This is a genomic window from Streptomyces paradoxus (assembly GCF_014202475.1).
GTDB lineage: Bacteria > Actinomycetota > Actinomycetes > Streptomycetales > Streptomycetaceae > Streptomyces > Streptomyces paradoxus.
Genome location: NZ_JACHGV010000019.1, coordinates 28,634 through 47,335 on the forward strand (window position 1 = coordinate 28,634; position 18,702 = coordinate 47,335).

Below are 18,702 nucleotides of genomic sequence, written 5' to 3' on the forward strand. Positions count from 1 at the left end.
CCGGTCACCCAGAGAGGGATGATTGAAGGATTGACGGTGGATCGTCAATAGTCACCGCAGAGAAACTTTCTGTTCGCCGTTCGACACTTTCGGAAACCCGTCGCGCCGAAGCTGACCCGAAACACCCCGATGAACACGCCCGACCCGGAAGGCGAGGAGTTGTTTGTGGACAGATCGGCGACAGACCTTGACCGGAGGGCTCGACCTTCCTAGCTTGTGCCCTCCATGGATCGGGAAGTTCTTCGAATGTTTCGAACGGCGCCCGGTACGCCGCTCAGCGGTTCATCGGCGTCGCCTCACCCCGCTCCCAAGGAGGCCCTCTGATGTGGTTCCGCCACCCGTCCCCGGTTCGCCCAAGACGCTTACTCGCCGTCCTTGCGCCTTTGCTGCTCGTGGCCACCTTCCTCGGTGCCCAGCCCGCAGGCGCGGCGACCGTAGACCCCAGCGCCTCGTATGTGCTGGTCAACCGCAACAGCGGCAAAGCCCTGGATGTCCACAACATGGCGACCGGCGACGGCGCCCGCATCACCCAGTGGACCAGGAACGACCAGAACCAGCAGCAGTGGCAGTTCGTCGATTCCGGGGGCGGTTACTACCGCATCAAGTCCCGGCACTCGGGCAAGGTGCTGGACGTCCACAACTGGTCCACCGCGAACGGCGGCTCGATCGTCCAGTGGGCCGACCTGAACAGCACCAACCAGCAGTGGCGGCTGGCCGACAGCTCGGACGGCTACGTGAGGCTCATCTCGCGCCACAGCAACAAGGCCCTCGAAGTGCAAGGCGCCTCCACCGCCGACAACGCGAACATCGTCCAGTACGACGACTGGGGCGGCGCCAACCAGCAGTGGCAGCTCGTCAAGGTCGGTGCCGGCAACCCCGGCCCGTGCGATCTTCCGTCGACCTACCGCTGGACATCGACGGGTGCACTGGCGCAGCCCAAGCCGGGGTGGGTCTCGCTCAAGGACTTCACCGTCGCCCCCTACAACGGCAGGCAACTCGTCTATGCGACGACGCACGACACGGGGACGAAGTGGGGCTCGATGAACTTCGGCCTGTTCACCAACTGGTCGGAGATGGCCTCGGTCGGCCAGAACACGATGTCGGCTTCCACCGTCGCGCCCACGCTCTTCTACTTCGCGCCGAAGAACATCTGGGTGCTCGCCTACCAGTGGGGCGGGACCGCCTTCTCCTACCGGACGTCGAGCGACCCCACCAATCCGAATGGCTGGTCGTCCCAGCAGGTGCTCTTCTCCGGAAGCATCTCCGACTCCGGAACGGGCCCCATCGACCAGACGCTCATCGGCGACGGGACGAACATGTACCTGTTCTTCGCCGGTGACAACGGCAAGATCTACCGGGCCAGTATGCCGATCGGGAACTTCCCGGGCAGCTTCGGTACGACCTCGACAGTGGTCATGAGCGATACGAGGAACAACCTGTTCGAGGCCCCGCAGGTCTACAAGCTGCAGGGCCAGAACCGCTACCTCATGATCGTCGAGGCGATCGGCGCGCAGGGCCACCGCTACTTCCGCTCGTTCACGGCCACCAGTCTGAACGGCTCGTGGACACCCCAGGCCGCGACCGAGAGCAACCCCTTCGCCGGCAAGGCCAACAGCGGCGCCACCTGGACCGACGACATCAGCCATGGCGAACTGCTCCGCACCAGCCCTGATCAGACCATGACCGTCGATCCCTGCAACCTGCAGCTGCTCTACCAGGGTCGCAGCCCCAACTCAGGCGGCGACTACGGCCTCCTGCCCTACCGTCCGGGTCTGCTGACACTGCGGCGCTGACGACGTGACACGCGTTCGGCTCCGGCAGTAAGCCGGCGTGGCGGGCTCGGCGGAAGGCCGAGCCCGCCCAGGTCACGCGACAACGTCAGCACTCATACGGCAACGCACAACCACGGAGCCGGCACCGGGCCGGAGGCGTGCTGACGCGGTCCTGCCCCACCTGTTCCCCCCTCCGGCGCAGCACCGGAGCGGTGCAAGGCTGTTCTTCGCAGAAGCGCTGTAGCGGTAAGCAGATGTCCCACTCCCCGGCCTCCGTCGTGGTGCCCGCACCGGCACATCTCAGAGTTGATGGGCGCAGGTGCCGCGCAGCCGGCCCCGGGTGTCGAGCAGCAGCCGGGCGTACTCGGGCAACCGGTCAAGCGGAACGGAGTCGTGGTCCTGCACCAGAATCGTGAGGTCGGCGTCCGCGGCGGCAGCCAGTGCGTCGACGGACCGCTTCACCGGTTCGCCGCCCGGCGCCCAGGTGTCCACGAACGGGTCGTGGTACGTGACGCCTGCGCCGCTCTGCCGCATCAGTTGGACGATCGCGGCGGCGGGCGTGGCCCGCAGGTCCGTACTGTTGCGCTTGTAGGTCACTCCGACAAGCAGCACCCGCGCCTCCCGCAGGGCGCTCCCCCGCTCGTTGAGCAAGTACTCGGCACGCCGCACGACATGCGCCGGCATCCCTGCGTTGACCTCCTGCGAGAGCTCGACCAGCCGCAGCGGCGTCCCGCCGGTGCGCGCCCAGTGCGTGAGATAGACGGGGTCGACCGGGATGCAGTGCCCACCCACCCACCTGGTCCCGGCCGGAACTCCTGGAAACCGAATGGTTTCGTGCGCGCGCAGTCGAGAGCTCCCACACATCGACTCCCAGTGCCCGGGCGGCGACGGCGAGTTCGTTGACCAGGGCGATGTTCACGTTGCGGTAGGTGTCCTCGCGGAGCTGGAGCCCGCTGCCTATCAGGCCATGCTGGGTCTGGAGCGATACCTCTCGTCGAGTTCGCTGCCGGCCCCGCTGCGCGAGTTGGTCAAGCTGCGGGCCAGTCAGCTCAACGGTTGCGCGTTCTGTGTACACCTGCACAGTGGCCGCGCCAGGAACGGCGGAGAACCAGACGAACGACTGTTCTCCCTGGTGGCCTGGCGCGAGTCCCCCTTCTTCAGCAAGGCCGAACGTGCCGCTCTCGCCCTGACCGACGCCGCCACCCGCCTCGGCTCCGACGGTGTGCCCGACGACGTGTGGAACGAAGCCGCCTCCCACTACGACGACCGGCAACTGGCGGCACTTGTCATGACAGTCGCCACCGTCAACGCCTGGAACCGGATCGGCGTCAGCACCCGCATCTTGGCCGGCCCACAGCGCCCTGACGGAGACGGCCGCTGAACAACCGGATGAGGTCGTCAAGGCCGTCACCCAGAACCTCGACATCCAGCGGCAACCGGTACGAAGGGGATGGACAGGTGTCAGTAGTCTTCACTCACGCGCAGGACCATGCGGACATACCCTGCAGGGCGGCCAGGCGCTTGGCCACGGTGATCTGTTCTTCGCGGGTGGCCAGGTCGGCACGCGGCGCGAATTTCAGTCCGCCGGCGGCAACCCAGCTGGAGTGGGTGAACTGCAGACCGCCGTAGTGGCCGTTGCCGGTGTTCGCCTTCCAGTTGCCGCTGGACTCGCACGCAGCGATGGCGTCCCAGTCAGGCCCGAACTGACCAGCCGGCAGGGCCTCCGCTCGCGTGGCAATGCCCAGTATCAGGGCGGTCGCCAGTAGCACGAATGCCGGACTCCCCCTACGGCGGCGGCAGTCGTGAGTACTGATCATTTCAGTCTTCTGCGATGAGATCATATGCAGACCGTTGCACCGCGTTACGTAAGTGGCGAATCGAGAACGAGGACTTCTACGCCAAAAGGCTGTACTCGGCCGGAGTGACGGCTCGGGTTGTCGAGGCCTCGGCGCCGGAGCAGGCGTCCTGCACCAGTGAGGAAAGGCTTCAGGCCTTGGAACCAGCCGTCTCGTCCGGAACTCGCGTTGCCTGCCCACCCGGCCCGCGCCCGGCGAAACGCATGGCGACGCCCGCCCCCAGGTACAACGTGGCGACGACCAGCAAGATGGCCTGATAGCCCGTCACAAGGGCCAGGTACTCGAGCGCGCCCCCGGTCAGCGCGCCCAGCAGATTCGCGCCGAACGCCGAGGTCGGGTCCGGAGCGAGCGCGAGGCGGTCCGAGAAGATGAGGTTGGCGCAGAAGATGGGGGCGAACGCCAGGGCGATGGCGGAGGCGAGCCGAGCGGCGAAAGGCAGCGAGAGCACGGCGTGCGCCGGGACGAGCCAGGCTGCCGCGAGAGAGGTGAAGAGCAGAAGCTGCAGCGCCATCTGGTTGACCCGCCGTAGCCTGCGCCGGACTTCCACCGCGCCAAGGACCGCCAGCAGCACGCCGATGAAGACGAGGGCGTTGACCAGCCAGGTCGTACCGAAGTAGAGCGCGAAACCGATCACGTTCTTCGTTTCGAGCAACATGAAGGCCGCGCCCAGCAGGAACATGTCGGTATAGCGGAACGTACTTCGGATGCGGACCCCGGTCAGGCGTACCGACAGGAGCGTCACCAGCAGGATCGCGCCGAGCGCGCCCAGGTAGAGCGTGGGAATGGTCCGGTGGAGCAGATACGGGAAGGGGTGGTCATCGCTCGCGGCCGCCGGGACCGCGCCGCTGGGCTGCCAGCTCTGCCGGCAGGACTGGTCGGCGGGGGTCATTCCGGCCACCAGCACGGCGGCGTTCTTGTTGAACGTCGTCATACAGGGGGCATGGCCGTAGACGTGGTCGAGGGTGCCGGCGAAACGGTCGACCAACCAGCTTTTCCGGTAGTAGTTGTACATGGCGAATGCGCCGCCCGGCGCCAGATGGTCGCGCGCGGCCTCGAACGCCTGCTGAGTGAACAGGTAGCTCTCCAGGCGCAGATTGCTCGCGCCGGCCACCAGCGTCAGCGAGTCCGGCAGTGCCAGGATGATGAGGTCGTACTTGGTGTTCGAGCGCTCGAGGAAGGCCCTTCCGTCGTCGATGTGGACATGCACCCTGGGATCGTCGTACGGCTGCGCGGGGTGCAGCTGCGCGCCGATCTGCTGGAGCCGGGGGTCGATCTCGACCGCGTCCACATGCTCCGCTTGATACGCCAGCGCGACCGCGACGTCATTGCCGTTGCCGGCCCCGATGACCAGCACGCGCTTGTGGGGGTTGTGGGGTGTCTGGTCGTACGCCTGCCGGTAGGGCGAGTTCTCGCGCATCAGCACCGGGAGCGGCGCGGTGCTCTGGTGCGGGACGCCGTTGGCGGAGATGTAGTGGGTCCGGGTCGAGGTCGGTGAGGTTTTGAGCTGGATCTTGTAGTAGGGCGACCAGAGGATGCCGGCCGTCGTCGTCTCCACGAACAGCACGGCGACCATCACGGTCAAGGGGATGCCGTGCAGCAGCGTGTTGCGGCGGCCGCCCAGGATCAGCAGGGCCACGGCGGCGAGTACGCCCCACACGACCGACGGAGCGCGGAGCCAGGACAGCACAGCGAAGGACACCGAGCCGGTGAGGCTTCCGAGCAGGTCGTAGCGGTAGGCGTCGAGCGAGGGAAGCTGACGGAAGAGGTCGGCTGTGATCTTGCCGATCCCAGCCATGATCACCGCGGTCAGCAGGAAGATAACCGGCAGCGTCACCCACTCGGGAAGGCCGGTGGTCTTCACGGCGGTGAAGTAGAGGACCTGGTCGCTGCTCTGACGCACCTGCACCGGATACTCGCGTACCAGGACGACGAGAAGCACGAGCGGGATCGGTGTCCAGCGTTTGAGCCAGTGTCCGCGCTCGGCAGGAATCAGGAACCCGATGCCGATGCCGATGCCGAGGAACGACCCCAGCAGGATGAAGTTCGAAAAGTAGCTGAGGTGGACGACATTGGCGCCGGCCCATCTGATCAGCGCCAGCTCGACGAAGAGCATAGTGGCGCTGGCCAGCATGAGCCTCAGGCGCACCGAGCTTCCATTTTGCCCGATTTTGACCAGATTCACGGTCGTTCACAGTGCCACTTCCGGAGCGGCGAGTCGAGATGCTGGGCCGGTTCAAGGAGCGGATTGCGCTCAGAGGGCTGTCCGGACCGCCTCCGCCCACGCCGCCTGCGCGAGCGCCGACTCCAACGTCAATTCCGTAGCCACTAGTCGACTGCTTCCACCTCCACCAGGCCCGGAACAACGCATGCGACCAGCTCTGCATCGCTGCCTGACCCGGGTATCAGGCGGGCGCCACGACGATGCCGTCGGCACCGTCGGGGCGGCCGACGGCGGCGAGGACGAGGCGGAGGAAGCACTCGGTCAACTCGGTCGAGGTAATGCTCAGGCGCCCATGCCGCCCGGCACCACGGCAGGGCCGTCGGCCGCGTCACCTGTCCCCGCACCGGCGCGCTGCGCGAACGCCGCCCACCGTACGGGCTCTGGCTGGCTGCGCGGGTGGTGGGTGTCCGGCTCGGGCGATGCCGCAGATCCGGATGGTGAGTCGTAGAGCGCGTACGGACGTGCAGGAGGGGCGGCGGGAGGTGGCCGGCATTGGATGCGAGCAATCGGTGCCGTACGGGGTCGTACATCGCGTACAGGCAGGTCGCCGTGTGCTCGGTGCCCAAACGCGCCGCTTGCTCGTCGAGGTGGTGCAGAATTTCGTCCGGCGGGAGATCGAGTCCGGCCAGGGTCTGCACGATGGTGCGCAGCTGGCCCATGATCGCGGCCGACGTCTGGAATGGCCCATCACATCGCCGATGACCAGCGCGACCCTGCTGCCCGGCAGCGGAATCGCGTCGTACCAGTCGCCGCCGACCTGCGCGGTGCGCCAGGCCGCCAGATAGCGACTGGCCAGCAGGACTCCGGCCGGCTCGGGCAGCGACGGCGGGAGCATCGTGCGCTGGAGCGCATCCGCGACGGATGCCTCACGCGCGTACAGCACCGCCTTGTGCATTCCGAGAGCCGTGTGTGTGGCGAGTTGGGAGGCGACGAGCAGGTCGTCACCAGTGAAGTCGGCCCTGGCAGGTCCGCGGATGAGGACGACGCTGCCCAGGGCCTGAGTCCGACCGTGCAGCGGAGCGAGGATCAGCCGTCGTCCCGGCGGCGATCAGCAGGCGCACGGGCGAGGGAGACCCATTCCCGTCGCGTCCTGCCTTCCGTCATCCGCCGTCGAAACCAGGAGGCGAGGGAGGAGTCGCCGGGAGCGGCCGCCGGCGCAGGACCCCGGCCAGGGCAGAGACGACGGCACTCACGGAGCGCGCGGCGTCCAGCGCCTCCTGCATGCCTGCCACCATGCAGATGAGCCGGTGCCCTGTGAACCGGCACACCGTGTCATTCCGGTGGAATGCGAAACTCGAATGTGGGACGGTCCCACGGCACGACGGGCGGGTTCGCGAGCGCGGTCCCGGTCCGCACTGCACCGACGCGGTGGTAGAAGTCCTCGGCGGGAAGATGCGACACGACCTTGACACGGTCGAGCCCGGCGGCACGGGCCTCGGACTGCATGTGCCCAACGAGCAGTCGTCCAATACCACGTCCTTGCGCTCCGTCGGCGACGAACAGCAGGTCGAGCTCCGGTGGAGCAAGGACGAGCGAGTAGAACCCGATGACCCGGCCTCCATACTCGTCGGCGCCGACGGCCACGAAGGCGCGATGCGCCTCGATGTAATCAGGACCAACCCGGTAGCCCGCCACTGCGGCTGCGTACTTACCCTCGTAAGCGCCTGAGCCACGCACGAGCCGCGTGAGCCGTTTGGCATCCCGAGCGACTGCCCTCCGTATCGTGATCGGCTGGATGATCCGGGAAGTGCGTGAACTCATCGGGAGAGTATTTCGCACCGGGGAGTGCCTTCCTGCGGCGGGTCGGCTGCGCGAGCCAGTACTTCGAGTCCGCCGCGATCTGCGTCACCGGCTTCGACGGCGTCGACCCCAGGTTGAACGATCTACGGAGGGCCACGAGGTTGTCGTCTGCGCCGAGTGCGATACGTACCGGGACTGGCTCAGCATCTCCCCCGGCGGCCAGGATGGCTGCGGTGCCGCACCGGGCACCAGCAGCCCGAAACGCTTCTGGACGCCGCCTGGTTCAACCGGCACTGCGGCCCCTCGGACGCGATGCACGCCACGTTCGAGGACTGCCTGCGCCACCTCGGCCACTGTTCCCCTCCCCCACGACCCCACCGGCCCGCGGTCCCCGGACTGCCCAACTGCCACTTGGCTTCAAGGGTTCTGTCCGCGCCTCTGTGCCGCTAACTGGCCCTAAGGCAGTGGGTGATCAGGCAGGCGGCGAGGCCGAGGAAGGCCTCATGGATGTCGGCGCGTCGTTTCCACCGGATCCGTAAGCGGCGGAAGCCGTGCAGCCAGGAGATCGTCCGCTCGACGACCCGGCGGAAGGTGCCCAGGCCGGTGCCGTGGGGTTGTCCCCGCTCCGCGATCGCGGGCCGGATGCCGCGCTGCCGCAGCAGACGGCGGTACTTGTCGTGGTCATAGCCGCGGTCCGCGAAGAGCATGTCGGGCCGCCTGCGCGGCCGGCCGACCACCCCAGCGACGGGTGGAATCTTGTCCAGCAGCGGCAGCAGTTGGGTGACGTCGTTGCGGTTTCCACCGGTCAGCGACACCACGAGCGGGATCCCTTGGCCGTCGGTGATGACGTGGTGTTTGCTGCCCGGCCGTGCGCGTCGACCGGGCTGGGCCCGCTTTTGGGCCCCTGCGTGCAGCCCGGACGTGGGAGGAGTCGATCACCGCCCGCGACCAGTCCAACTGGTTCTTCGACCGCAGCCTGTTCAGCAGCAGCTGGTGGAGCTGATCCCAGACGCCTGCCTCGTTCCAAGCGGCAAGGCGGCGCCAGCAGGTCATGCCCGAACCGAAGCCGAGCTCCTGGGGGAGGTACTCCCACTGGATGCCGGTGTGCAGAACGAACAGGATGCCGCACAGGGCCTGCCGGTCCGGCACCCGCGGCCGGCCCTCGACCTGCTTCGGAGGCGGTTCTGGCAGCAACGGCTCAATGAGCGACCACAGTTCGTCCGACACGATCCACGGCCGCGACTGACGCTTCCCCATGTCCTCATCAACGAACGATCAGGCTGACAGTCAGGGCTGGAACGCAGGACTGGTCATGCCGCATCGCCGACGCATGAGCAAGGAGCTGCCCAGCTGCACAACCGTGGCCTCGCCAGTAGCCCGCAACGCCGCAACCGACGATCACATCAACGCGTTCCAGAGATCATTTACGGGCTGCGCAAAGGTTCGGAGCGCTCGGGCTTCCGACGCTCTGGTGAAGGCCTCCTGGCGCACCGACGGCAACCAGGAAGTGAGCCCCTGTCCCAGCTGAGCAACATGCCCGAGTTCGACGCAGCGTAGTCAGCACCAAGTCAGCACCAAGTCGGCACGGGACAGGTGAGGACGGGTGATGACGTGGGCTTTTCAGTCAGCACCCAACCAGCACGGGAGTCAGCACTGCGCCGTCATTTCACCCCGAACCAGCGTTACCAGACAGCGATCGTTTCGACCGCCCCCGGGCCCCTGAACCACCCTTCCCTGAGCCATCATGGTGGCTGCGCGCATACCCCACCCGCCAACTATGTAGTCCCACCACATGTGCCCCTGACCTGCACGTTCCTACCGTGTGCGAACACGTACCCGTCCCCACCGCACACGAGGAAGTGGCGCCCATGGCCTCCGCATCCACCGCCCCACCACCCCAGGGCAACCTCAAGCGCATCGTCGCCGCGTCCCTCATCGGCACCACCATCGAGTGGTACGACTTCTTCCTCTACGGCTCCGCCGCCGCGCTCGTGTTCAACAAGCTGTTCTTCCCGGACTCCGACCCGCTCGTCGGCACCCTGCTGTCGTTCCTGACGTACGCCGTCGGGTTCGCCGCCCGGCCGCTCGGCGCGCTGGTGTTCGGGCACTACGGCGACCGGCTCGGGCGCAAGAAGCTGCTGGTGCTGAGTCTGCTGCTGATGGGCGGGGCGACCTTCGCCATCGGGCTGCTGCCGACGCACGCCACCATCGGGTCGGCCGCACCGGTGCTGCTCACCGTGCTCCGGCTGGTCCAGGGGTTCGCACTCGGCGGTGAGTGGGGCGGTGCCGTGCTGCTGGTGTCGGAGCACGGGGACGCGCGGCGGCGTGGGTTCTGGGCGTCGTGGCCGCAGACCGGAGCACCGGCCGGGCAGCTCCTCGCCACCGGTGTGCTGTCGCTGCTCACTGCCCTGCTGTCGGACGCCGCGTTCGGCAGCTGGGGGTGGCGGATCCCGTTCCTGCTCTCCGGGGTGCTGGTGATCGTCGGTTTGTGGATTCGTCTTTCTGTCGATGAATCGCCGGTCTTCCAGCAGGCGTTGGCGCAGGCCGAGGCCCGCAAGGCGGACGCGGGCGCGGAGGCCGAGAAGCTGCCGCTCGTCGCCGTGCTGCGGCACCACTGGCGTGACGTCCTGGTCGCCATGGGCGCCCGCATGGCGGAGAACATCAGCTACTACGTCATCACCGCGTTCATCCTCGTCTACGCCACCACCTCGGCCGGTGTCTCCAAGCAGACCGCGCTCAACGCGGTGCTCATCGCCTCGGCCGTGCACTTCGCCGTCATCCCCGGGTGGGGCGCGCTGTCCGACCGGATCGGCCGCCGGCCGGTGTATCTGATGGGTGCGGTCGGGGTCGGGCTGTGGATGTTCCCGTTCTTCTCGCTCATCGACACCGGCGGCTTCGGCAACCTGATCCTCGCCGTGACGGTCGGACTGGTCCTGCACGGGGCGATGTACGCGCCCCAGGCCGCGTTCTTCTCCGAGATGTTCGCGACGCGCATGCGTTACTCCGGTGCGTCGATCGGTGCGCAGTTCGCCTCGGTGGCCGCGGGCGCGCCCGCGCCGCTGATCGCCACCGCGCTGCTGTCCGACTACGGCAGTTCGACGCCGATCGCGCTGTACGTCATCGCCGCCTCCCTGCTCACGGTCGTCGCGGTGGCGGCGGCCAAGGAAACGCGCCACCGGGACCTGGCCGATGTCGCGGTTCCCGCCGGCCAGGGCGCGGACCGGAAGGCCGCCGCCCCGGAGGACGCCCGCACCGCCTGACCCTCCAAGAGCAGTGATCTCCGGCCCCCGTACGTAGGCTGCGTACGGGGGTCAGCGCTGTTCCGGTGCCGACAACCGGTGCAGGCGCAGGGCGAGTTGGATCTCCAGAGCCCGCGCCGGGCTCTGCCAGTCGTCGCCGAGGAGGCGGCCGACGCGCTCCAGGCGCTGGGCGACGGTGTTCACATGGACGTGCAGCTCGTCCTTGGTGCGGGCGGGACTCATGCCGCAGGCGAAGTAGGCGTCGAGGGTGCGCAGCAGTTCCGTGCCGCGTCGGCGGTCGTAGGCGACGACCTCGCCGATGGTGCGGTCGACGAAACCGGGGATGTCCCGGTCGCCGGCCAGGAGCAGTCCGAGGAAGCCGAAGTCCTCGGCGGCGGCTCCGTCCCCGAAGCGGCCGAGGACGCGCAGCGCTTCGAGGCAGCGGCGGGCCTCCGCGTAGGCCGTCGCCACGGTCTCGGGGCGGGTGGCGAGGTCCTCGGCGGGTGCGGAAGCGCCGACGGTGACCGGGGCGTGGACCGCCGTGCCCAGATGCCGGGCGGCCCGTCGGGCCACGTCGGTGGCGGTGTCGGCAGGGCCGAGGGGCAGCAGCAGGACGGTGCCGCCGTCGCGGGCGGCGGCCAGGCCGTGCCGGGTCGCGGCCAGGTGGGACGCCGCCGCTGCCAGGCGTCGGCGGGCGTCCGCCTCCTGGTCGGCGCCGGCCGCACCGCCCTCCAGCCGCGCGGCCAGCACCACGTGGAGCGCGTCGAGGTCGGCATGGAGCCGGGCCGCGCGCTCCCGCAGCAGGCGCGGGTCGCGGTCGCGGGCGTCCAGCAGGTCGTCCAGCAGCTCACCGCGCACGCGTTGCTCGGCCTCGGCGGCGGATCTGCGGGCCAGGAGCAGCAGGGAGGTGACCATGGCGGCGCGCTCCAGGGTGCGCTGGTCGACCGGGTCGAGTCCCGGGTGCCCGCGCAGCACCAGAGCGCCGAGCAGCTCGCCCCCGGCGGCGACGGCGGCGATCCAGTCGTCCTCGTGCAGCACCGCGTGCCCCTGCGCGCCGGACTTCTCCAGGGCCCCGGCGGGTGCGGCGGCGGCCTCGGCGAACTCGACGGTGCCGTCGAGGATCTCGGAGACGGCGGCGGCCACGTCGTGCACCCCGCCGCCGCGCAGGACGAGTTCGGCGAGCCGGTCGTGCACGTCGGAGGCGCGCTCGATGACGCCGCTGCGGTCCCTGATGATCTCGTTCGCCCGCTCCAGGCCGGCCAGGGCCGACCTGGTCTCGGCGAGCAGGTTGGCGGTGTCGATGGCGGCCGCGGCGAGGGCGGCGAAGGAGCCGAGCAGGGCGATCTGCTCCCGCTCGAAGACCCGGGCGCGGCGGTCCGCGGCGAACAGCACGCCGATGACGTGGTGCCCGAGCGTCAGCGGCACGCCGAGGATGGCGACCAGCCCCTCGTCCCGCACGCCCGCGTCGATGGTGAGGGTGTGCTGGAAACGGTCGTCCTTGAAGTAGTCGTCGGTGACATAGGGGCGCGCGGTCTGCGCGACCAGGCCGCCGAGCCCCTCCCCCATGCCGAGCCGCAGCTGCTGGAAGCGGGCCGCGACCGAGCCCTCGGTGACCCGCATGTAGGTGTCGCCGCGCTCGGTGTCGTTCAGGCTGAGGTAGGCGACGTCCGTGCCCAGCAGTGAGCGGGCGCGCTGCACGATCGCCTGGAGAACCGCGTCGAGGTCGCGCAGCCCGGCCAGGTCGTGAGCCGTCTCGAACAGGGCGGACAGCTCGGCCTCGCGCCGGCGTCGTCCCTCCAGCTCCGCGCGTACGCGCAGGGCGAGCGGCTTGGCCTGCCGGAGCGCGGCGATCCACTCCGCCGGGCGCCCTTCGGCACGCGCGAGCAGCTCCGGCTGCTCGTAGGCGTCGGCCGACGCACCCCGGGCCAGGAGCTCGAGGAACGGCATTTCGGCAACCTGCACGTGATCGCTGGACATGCTCACAGGATTCACCATGACCGGCCCGCCCCGTCAGCCCTGTGGACAACTGCCCCGGCCGACGGGACCGGCTGCTCAGTGGGCGGTCCAGCCACCGTCGAGCACGAGCGAGGTACCGGTCACGAAGGACGCCTGCGGAGCGCACAGATACGCCACGGCCTCGGCGACCTCCTCCGGTTCGATCAGCCGTTTGACGGCGCTGTCCTGCAGCAGCACCTCGGACAGGACGCGCTCCTCGGGGATGCCGTGCGCCTGCGCCTGGTCGGCCAGCTGCTTCTCCACCAGTGGGGTGCGCACATATGCGGGGTTCACACAGTTCGAGGTGACACCATGGGGCGCGCCTTCGAGGGCGGTGGTCTTGGACAGTCCCTCCAGCCCGTGTTTGGCAGCCACATAGGCCGACTTGTAGGCCGAGGCGCGCAGCCCGTGGACGGACGACACGTTCACGACGCGGCCCCACCCCTGTCCGTACATGTGGGGCAGGGCTCCGCGGATGAGCCGGAACGGCGCCTCCAGCATCACGGTGAGCACCGTGTGGAACACGTCGGGTGGGAACTCCTCGATGGGACGCACCAGTTGGAGCCCGGCGTTGTTGACGAGGACATCGGTGCCCGCGGCAGCGAGTTCGGCGGCGTCCAGGTCGGTGAGATCGAGGACGTGCGGCTCCACCGTGCCGGCGAGGCCGTGTCCCTGGCCGGCCAGTGCCTCCAGGCCCGCGGCGTCCCGGTCGACGGCTCTCACCTTGGCCCCGGCGGCCGCGAGCCGCAGCGCGCAGGCACGGCCGATGCCGCCGGCGGCGCCGGTGACGAGCGCGGTGCGGCCGCCCAGGTCGAGCGAGGAGGCATGGGGGGCCAGGGGGGCACGGGACGACGCGGTCATGGTGCGACCCTAGGCAGCGCCCACGCCTCACCACATATGGTCAGGCCCCATAGTTCAGCCGGTAGCAGTGGGGTCGAACCATGTGGGGGCGTCCGACAGGGCCTGCTTGATCCGGAGCAGCCCGAACTCGTTCAGCTCGGGCAGTGCGTCGACGTCGAACCAGGCCACGTCCAGCGACTCGTCGTCGTTGACCCGTGCCTCGCCGCCGACGGCCCGGCAGCGGAAGGTGATGTCCATGTACTGGCAGGTGTCACCGTTCTCGTACGTGACGGGATCCAGGGCCTGGACGAGGACGACCCGTTCGGCGACGCAGCGCACGGCCGTCTCCTCGTAGACCTCCCGCACCGCGCAGGCCGCGGGCTGCTCTCCCGGGTCGGGGATGCCGCCGATCACGGACCACCTGCGGGTGTCGGCCCGGCGGTTGAGCAGCACTCTGCCCTCGTCGTCGAAGACGAGGGCGGTGACCCCGGGGAGCCAGAGCAGCTGATGGCCGGCCGAGGAACGGAGTGTGCGGATGAAGTCGGGAGTAGCCATGCCGTCGACCCTAGTGGGCCGCTTCCGGCGCCCCGGCGCTATTCAGGCGCCGTGCGACCTGCGTATGGCTACGCGTCACCGGCGCGTCGTGCCCGCAGTCCGGCGCCGACGGCCCAGCCGAGTCCGCCCGCCGCGACCAGCACGAGCGCGACCTCCGGCAGGATGCCGAGCCGGGTGGCGGGGGTCTGCGAGGACCGCAGCGGCACCTTCTGCACCAGGGAGTCGGCCACGAACATGCCGGTCTTCTGGGTGATCCGGCCGTCCGGCATGATGATCGCGCTGACACCGCTGGTCACCGGCACGGTCACGGTCCGGCTGTGCTCGACCGCGCGTACGCGGGACATGGCCAGCTGCTGGTAGGTCATCTCGCTGCGGTCGAAGGTGGCGTTGTTGCTGGGTACGGAGATCATCTGGGCGCCGTCGGTGACCTCGGAGCGCACGGCCCAGTCGAAGGCGGCCTCGTAGCAGGTGACGAGGCCGACCTTGGCGCCGTCCATGGTGAACACACCCGGCTTGGTGCCCCGGCTGAAGTCCTGGCGGACCATGGCCGTCCAGTTCTTGTTGATCGCGCCGATGAGCGAGCGCAGCGGCAGGTACTCGCCGAACGGCTGGATCTGGCGCTTGTCGTAGGTGTCGACGGGGCCCTTCGCCGGGTCCCACAGGATCTGCTCGTTGTACAGCTTGCCGTCCCGTTCGACGACACCGCCGACCGAGATGGGCACCCCGATGGACTTGGCCGCCGTGTCGATGACGGCGCGGGCGTCGGGGTTGGCGAAGGGATCGATGTCGGAGGAGTTCTCCGGCCACAGCACGAAGTCGGGCTGCGTGAGCTTGCCCGCCTTGACCTCGGCGGCCAGGCGTTCGGTCTCACGCGCGTGGTAGTCGAGCACGGCCCGCCGCTGGGAGTTGAAGTCGAGGCCGGCGCGGGGCACGTTGCCCTGGATCACCGCGACGGTGGCACTGCCGTCCTCGGCCGTGTCGCTGACCAGGGGCCGGGCGGCGACGGCGGCCACGAGCGGGACGGCCAGGCTCAGCAGGCCCAGGGCAGCGGCGGAGCGCCGTACCTCACCGGTCCGCCGCCGTTCCACGGCGAGCCGGACGACCTCGTACAGTCCAAAACCGCACAGCGCGACCGCGAAGCCGAGGACCGGGGTGCCGCCCACCGCGGCGAGCGGCAGGAACACACCGTCCGCCTGGCCGAACGCGACCTTCCCCCAGGGGAAGCCGTTGAAGGGCGCACGCGCGCGTGCCGCCTCGCCGGCGATCCACACGGCGGCCGCCCACACCGGCCAGCCGGGCAGCTTCGACACGGCCGCGACTCCGGCGCCCACCGCGGCGACGAAGAGGGCCTCGATGGCCACCAGGGCGAGCCAGGGGCCCGGCCCCACCTCCACTCCGGTCCACACCAGCAGCGGCAGCAGGAAGCCGAGGCCGAAGAGGTAGCCGAGGCCCAGTGCCGCCTTCCAGTCGCGGCCGCGCAGCACCCAGCCGAAGACGGCGAAGGCCGGCAGCGCCAGCCACCACAGCGTGCGGGGCGGGAAGGAGACATAGAGGAGCAGGCCGGAGAGCGCGGCTGCGGCGGCCGGAACGAGACGCACGAGCCGCCGGGCCCACGTCCGCGCCCCGGGCGCGATCCGCGGCTCCAGCTGGTCCGACTCGCCGACGGAGGTTGCGGTGACGGTCACTCCCGGAGTCTACGGCGCGTGACCTTGGGGCCGACAGCGCGGTGGGCGTCGGGGACTCCCTGTTCATTTCGTCACGACACATCCCCAAACCGACCACCAGCCGTTACCGTGTGCCAAGCCTCAGTCGTACGGCCCGTGGTGGCCGGGGCGGCCGGGGTCTTCACAGGTCGGGGGCGAAGGTGCGCCGGGGGGCGGGCGGGGTGGGTTCCAGTGGGGTGACGTCCGTGTCCGGACCGGACGCGGACGGCGAGAGACGAATCGTTTCTGACGCGGCGGGTGTCGTGGTGCTGGGCACCTGCGCCGCCTGGTCCCTGGTCACGGCGGCCGTGCACGACGGCAGGCCCGAGGGGGTTCTCCTGGCGGTGCTGGCCGTGGCAGCGGGATACGCCGCCGGGCGGATCAGCGGGGCGCTGCTGCCGGTCGGCGCTCCCTTCGCCGGGGCGCTGGCCGGCATCGCGCTGACGGTTGCAGTCCCGCACCTCGCTCCGGGCCCGCAGATCGCCGCGCCCCTCGGGCATGCCGGGGCCACGGCCGCCGTCCTGACGCTGTCGGCCGGTGCCGCGTGCTGTGCTGCCTGGGCGGCGCCGGTTCCGGCCGTCCGGTTCGCCCTGCGCCTGCTGGCCGCCGGCACCGCGGTGCTTGCTGCCGTGCTCGGCTCGACCACCGGTCTCGTCACCTGTCTCGCGGTGCTGGTGTGCTCTCTGGCCGCCGGCCGCACCCGTCACCGCGGCGCCGGGATGGCCGTGCTGGCCGCTGTCGCCGCCGCGGTGACCGGTCTGGTCTGGGCGGTCGCCGCGCAGGCCGTACCGGGCGGGTTCCTGGCCGCTCTGGAGGGGCGGCTGACGCCGCACCGCGTGCGGCTGTGGCAGGACGCGTGGCATCTGCTGGGCGACGACGCCGCCCTGGGGGCCGGCCCGGGCCGTTTCGGGGAGCTGAGCACGACGTCCGCCAAGTCGCTGCTGTCCGACGGCAAGCCCCACTCGGCGCCCCTGCAGCAGGCGGCCGAACAGGGGATCGTCGGCGTGATCCTGCTCGCGGCGGTGTTCGGCTGGGTCCTGTACGCGCTGTGGCGCGGCCCTCGCCCGACGCCGGTGGCACTCACGGCCGGCGCGGCTCTGACGGCGCTCGCCGCCATCGCCGCGATCGGCAACGCGCTGAGCTTCACGGCGGTGTCGGTGGGAGCGGGCCTGCTGGCGGGCATGGCCACGGCACGCCCCTTCGAACCGTCGAGCCGCACTCCGGAGGCACAGGCACGCGGGGCGGGACGCACTCCCGCCTGGTGACAGCCGGTGATCACGGCCGCGATCACCCCCGGTGACGGGCTACCGGCGACTCAGTGCGCGGGAGCGCCCGGCTTGGTGGGCCGCAGGCGTGCCTCGATGACCCGTACGGCCGCCTCCGCGTCGTCCACGGTGATCGTGAAGGTGTGCCCGTCCCACAGCTCCAGCTCGACGCCCTCACCACGCCGTACGACCACCGCGGTGCCCTTCTCGGGACGCCATCGGTATCCCCAGCCGCCCCAGTGCCGCGGGGTGACGTGGGAGATGTACGTGGCGCCGGCCACCTGGGAGAGCGGAATGCGGCGGCGGGGCACGCCGATGTGGCCGCAGCGCACCTCCAGGTGCTCCTCGTCGACCCGGAGCGCGACGTGCACGAAGGCGAGCGTTCCGAAGAGGACCAGCAGCCCGGCGGCGATGCACCCGACGACTGCCATGACCAGCGGGGCGACACCGGATGTCCATGCCGAGTCGACGGCCAGCTCGATGCCGAGCGCCATGCAGGCGGCACCCACGAGCGCCAGCAGCCACTGCACCCGGTTGGTGGCGCGGCCGGTCCAGACGTCCGAGTGCGGGTGGGGGGTGTTCTCGCCGTGGAGGTGGTCCCTCATGTCATTGAGGGTACTCAGATTTCGCTGCGCAGCTACCTTGTGGCGGAGTGTGACGCACCGGCCGGGCGCCGGGCTGATCCGGCCCGCCGGTGACCGTCGGTGACGGGTCCCGGTCAGCGGGCTGGCGTGACGGCCTGCATCAGGCGCCCTTCGGCGTACGCCAGGGCGGGGGCGGGCAACGTGCCCTCGCGTCCGCTGAGCAGCACGGTGAGCGTGCCGTGCGGTGTGGCTCCGGGCGCGGGCTGCTCGCCGAGCCTCCGCAGGGCCTGGGCGGCCACGGCTCCCGCGGAGCCGTGCAGCACGAGGGGCGGGCGGCCGGGGCGCTGGACGGCGGTCCGGATGCGCTCGGCGACCAGTTCGTAGTGGGTGCAGCCGAGGACGACGGTGGTCACGTCGTCCGGGGTGAGGGCGGCGGCCGCGGACACGGCCGCGTCGATCGCCGCCTCGTCCGCGTGCTCCACGGCTTCGGCAAGGCCCCAGCACGGCACCTCGGTGACGGGCACGCCTCCGGCGAAGTCCCGGATCAGGCCCTGCTGGTAGGGGCTGCCGGTGGTGGCCGGGGTGGCCCAGATGGCCAGGTGCCCGCCGCCGGCCGCGGCCGGCTTGATCGCCGGGACGGTGCCGATGACCGGAAGGGCCGGTTCGAGGTGGGCGCGCAGGGCGGTGAGCGCGTGCACGGTCGCGGTGTTGCAGCCGACGATCAGGGCGTCGGGGCGGCGCGCGGCGGCGGCTTCGGCGACAGCCAGGGCACGCTGGGTGAGGTCCCGCGGGGTGCGCGGGCCCCACGGCATGCCGTCGGGGTCCAGGGAGAGCACGAGATCGGCGTCGGGGCGCAGCCGCCGTACCGCGGCGGTGGCCGCCAGCAGACCGATTCCGGAGTCCATGAGCGCGATCTTCACCCGATCACGATA

15 protein-coding genes and 2 pseudogenes are annotated in these 18,702 nt (G+C 70.1%); 5 read left to right on the forward strand and 12 right to left on the reverse strand.

Annotation, left to right across the window (positions count from 1 at the left end; translation table 11 throughout):
• Positions 1 to 323 precede the first annotated feature (323 nt).
• Positions 324 to 1,793, forward strand: a complete 1,470-nt coding sequence (locus HNR57_RS36820; RefSeq protein ID WP_184567367.1) for a non-reducing end alpha-L-arabinofuranosidase family hydrolase — start codon at positions 324 to 326, stop codon at positions 1,791 to 1,793.
• A 279-nt stretch (positions 1,794 to 2,072) separates the two neighbouring features.
• Here HNR57_RS36820 and HNR57_RS40115 read toward each other — a convergent pair whose 3' ends face one another.
• Complete coding sequence (locus HNR57_RS40115; RefSeq protein ID WP_184567369.1) at positions 2,073 to 2,564, reverse strand: UDP binding domain-containing protein; 492 nt, start codon at positions 2,562 to 2,564, stop codon at positions 2,073 to 2,075.
• A gap of 34 nt (positions 2,565 to 2,598) precedes the next feature.
• On the opposite strand from HNR57_RS40115, the gene HNR57_RS36830 reads away from it, so the two are divergent.
• On the forward strand, positions 2,599 to 3,153 hold the full coding sequence (locus tag HNR57_RS36830; protein ID WP_184567371.1) for a carboxymuconolactone decarboxylase family protein: 555 nt from the start codon (positions 2,599 to 2,601) through the stop codon (positions 3,151 to 3,153).
• A 94-nt stretch (positions 3,154 to 3,247) separates the two neighbouring features.
• On the opposite strand, the gene HNR57_RS36835 is transcribed toward HNR57_RS36830, so the two are convergent.
• The 4 genes and pseudogenes from HNR57_RS36835 to HNR57_RS36850 all read right to left on the reverse strand — a co-directional run bounded on the left by HNR57_RS36835 (position 3,248) and on the right by HNR57_RS36850 (position 7,610).
• Positions 3,248 to 3,589 carry a transglycosylase family protein gene (locus tag HNR57_RS36835; RefSeq protein WP_281403947.1) on the reverse strand — a complete coding sequence of 114 codons (342 nt, stop codon included), beginning with the start codon at positions 3,587 to 3,589 and terminating at the stop codon, positions 3,248 to 3,250.
• Positions 3,590 to 3,758: 169 nt separating this feature from the next.
• The gene (locus HNR57_RS36840) at positions 3,759 to 5,810 is read right to left on the reverse strand and encodes a spermine/spermidine synthase domain-containing protein (protein ID WP_313675799.1); all 2,052 of its coding nucleotides are present in this window, start codon (positions 5,808 to 5,810) and stop codon (positions 3,759 to 3,761) included.
• 485 nt (positions 5,811 to 6,295) lie between these two features.
• Positions 6,296 to 6,894 (reverse strand): annotated as a pseudogene (locus HNR57_RS40120) (PP2C family protein-serine/threonine phosphatase); the annotation flags it as partial.
• Positions 6,895 to 7,121: 227 nt separating this feature from the next.
• Complete coding sequence (locus HNR57_RS36850; protein WP_184567375.1) at positions 7,122 to 7,610, reverse strand: GNAT family N-acetyltransferase; 489 nt, start codon at positions 7,608 to 7,610, stop codon at positions 7,122 to 7,124.
• A 136-nt stretch (positions 7,611 to 7,746) separates the two neighbouring features.
• On the opposite strand from HNR57_RS36850, the pseudogene HNR57_RS40125 reads away from it, so the two are divergent.
• Positions 7,747 to 7,943, forward strand: a pseudogene (locus HNR57_RS40125) (hypothetical protein); the annotation flags it as partial.
• Positions 7,944 to 8,035: 92 nt separating this feature from the next.
• Here the strand turns inward: HNR57_RS40125 and HNR57_RS36855 are convergent.
• Positions 8,036 to 8,846 (reverse strand): IS5 family transposase gene (locus HNR57_RS36855; RefSeq protein ID WP_184567377.1). Its coding sequence is split into 2 segments (ribosomal slippage): positions 8,036 to 8,474 and positions 8,473 to 8,846, totalling 813 coding nucleotides; the frame shifts between segments, so codons are not numbered across the junction.
• A gap of 611 nt (positions 8,847 to 9,457) precedes the next feature.
• On the opposite strand from HNR57_RS36855, the gene HNR57_RS36860 reads away from it, so the two are divergent.
• Positions 9,458 to 10,849 (forward strand): MFS transporter, encoded by a 1,392-nt coding sequence (locus tag HNR57_RS36860; protein WP_184567380.1) that lies wholly within the window; start codon positions 9,458 to 9,460, stop codon positions 10,847 to 10,849.
• Positions 10,850 to 10,900: 51 nt separating this feature from the next.
• Here the strand turns inward: HNR57_RS36860 and HNR57_RS36865 are convergent, their stop codons facing one another.
• The 4 genes from HNR57_RS36865 to lnt all read right to left on the reverse strand — a co-directional run bounded on the left by HNR57_RS36865 (position 10,901) and on the right by lnt (position 15,903).
• Positions 10,901 to 12,805: a helix-turn-helix domain-containing protein gene (locus tag HNR57_RS36865; RefSeq protein ID WP_184567382.1), complete on the reverse strand. Its 1,905-nt coding sequence runs from the start codon at positions 12,803 to 12,805 to the stop codon at positions 10,901 to 10,903.
• 75 nt (positions 12,806 to 12,880) lie between these two features.
• Positions 12,881 to 13,684: a 3-hydroxybutyrate dehydrogenase gene (locus HNR57_RS36870; protein WP_184567384.1), complete on the reverse strand. Its 804-nt coding sequence runs from the start codon at positions 13,682 to 13,684 to the stop codon at positions 12,881 to 12,883.
• A gap of 54 nt (positions 13,685 to 13,738) precedes the next feature.
• Positions 13,739 to 14,218: an NUDIX hydrolase gene (locus HNR57_RS36875; protein ID WP_184567386.1), complete on the reverse strand. Its 480-nt coding sequence runs from the start codon at positions 14,216 to 14,218 to the stop codon at positions 13,739 to 13,741.
• Positions 14,219 to 14,286: 68 nt separating this feature from the next.
• On the reverse strand, positions 14,287 to 15,903 hold the full coding sequence (gene lnt / locus HNR57_RS36880) for an apolipoprotein N-acyltransferase (protein ID WP_184567388.1): 1,617 nt from the start codon (positions 15,901 to 15,903) through the stop codon (positions 14,287 to 14,289).
• Between the two features lie 224 nt (positions 15,904 to 16,127).
• Between lnt and HNR57_RS36885 the strand changes: the two genes are divergently transcribed.
• Complete coding sequence (locus HNR57_RS36885) at positions 16,128 to 17,186, forward strand: O-antigen ligase family protein (RefSeq protein WP_313675800.1); 1,059 nt, start codon at positions 16,128 to 16,130, stop codon at positions 17,184 to 17,186.
• A gap of 50 nt (positions 17,187 to 17,236) precedes the next feature.
• Here the strand turns inward: HNR57_RS36885 and HNR57_RS36890 are convergent, their stop codons facing one another.
• Both HNR57_RS36890 and HNR57_RS36895 read right to left on the reverse strand, forming a co-directional pair.
• Positions 17,237 to 17,791 carry a hypothetical protein gene (locus tag HNR57_RS36890; protein ID WP_184567392.1) on the reverse strand — a complete coding sequence of 185 codons (555 nt, stop codon included), beginning with the start codon at positions 17,789 to 17,791 and terminating at the stop codon, positions 17,237 to 17,239.
• Positions 17,792 to 17,904: 113 nt separating this feature from the next.
• Positions 17,905 to 18,690 (reverse strand): glutamate racemase, encoded by a 786-nt coding sequence (locus HNR57_RS36895; RefSeq protein WP_184567394.1) that lies wholly within the window; start codon positions 18,688 to 18,690, stop codon positions 17,905 to 17,907.
• Between the last annotated feature and the right edge of the window lie 12 nt (positions 18,691 to 18,702).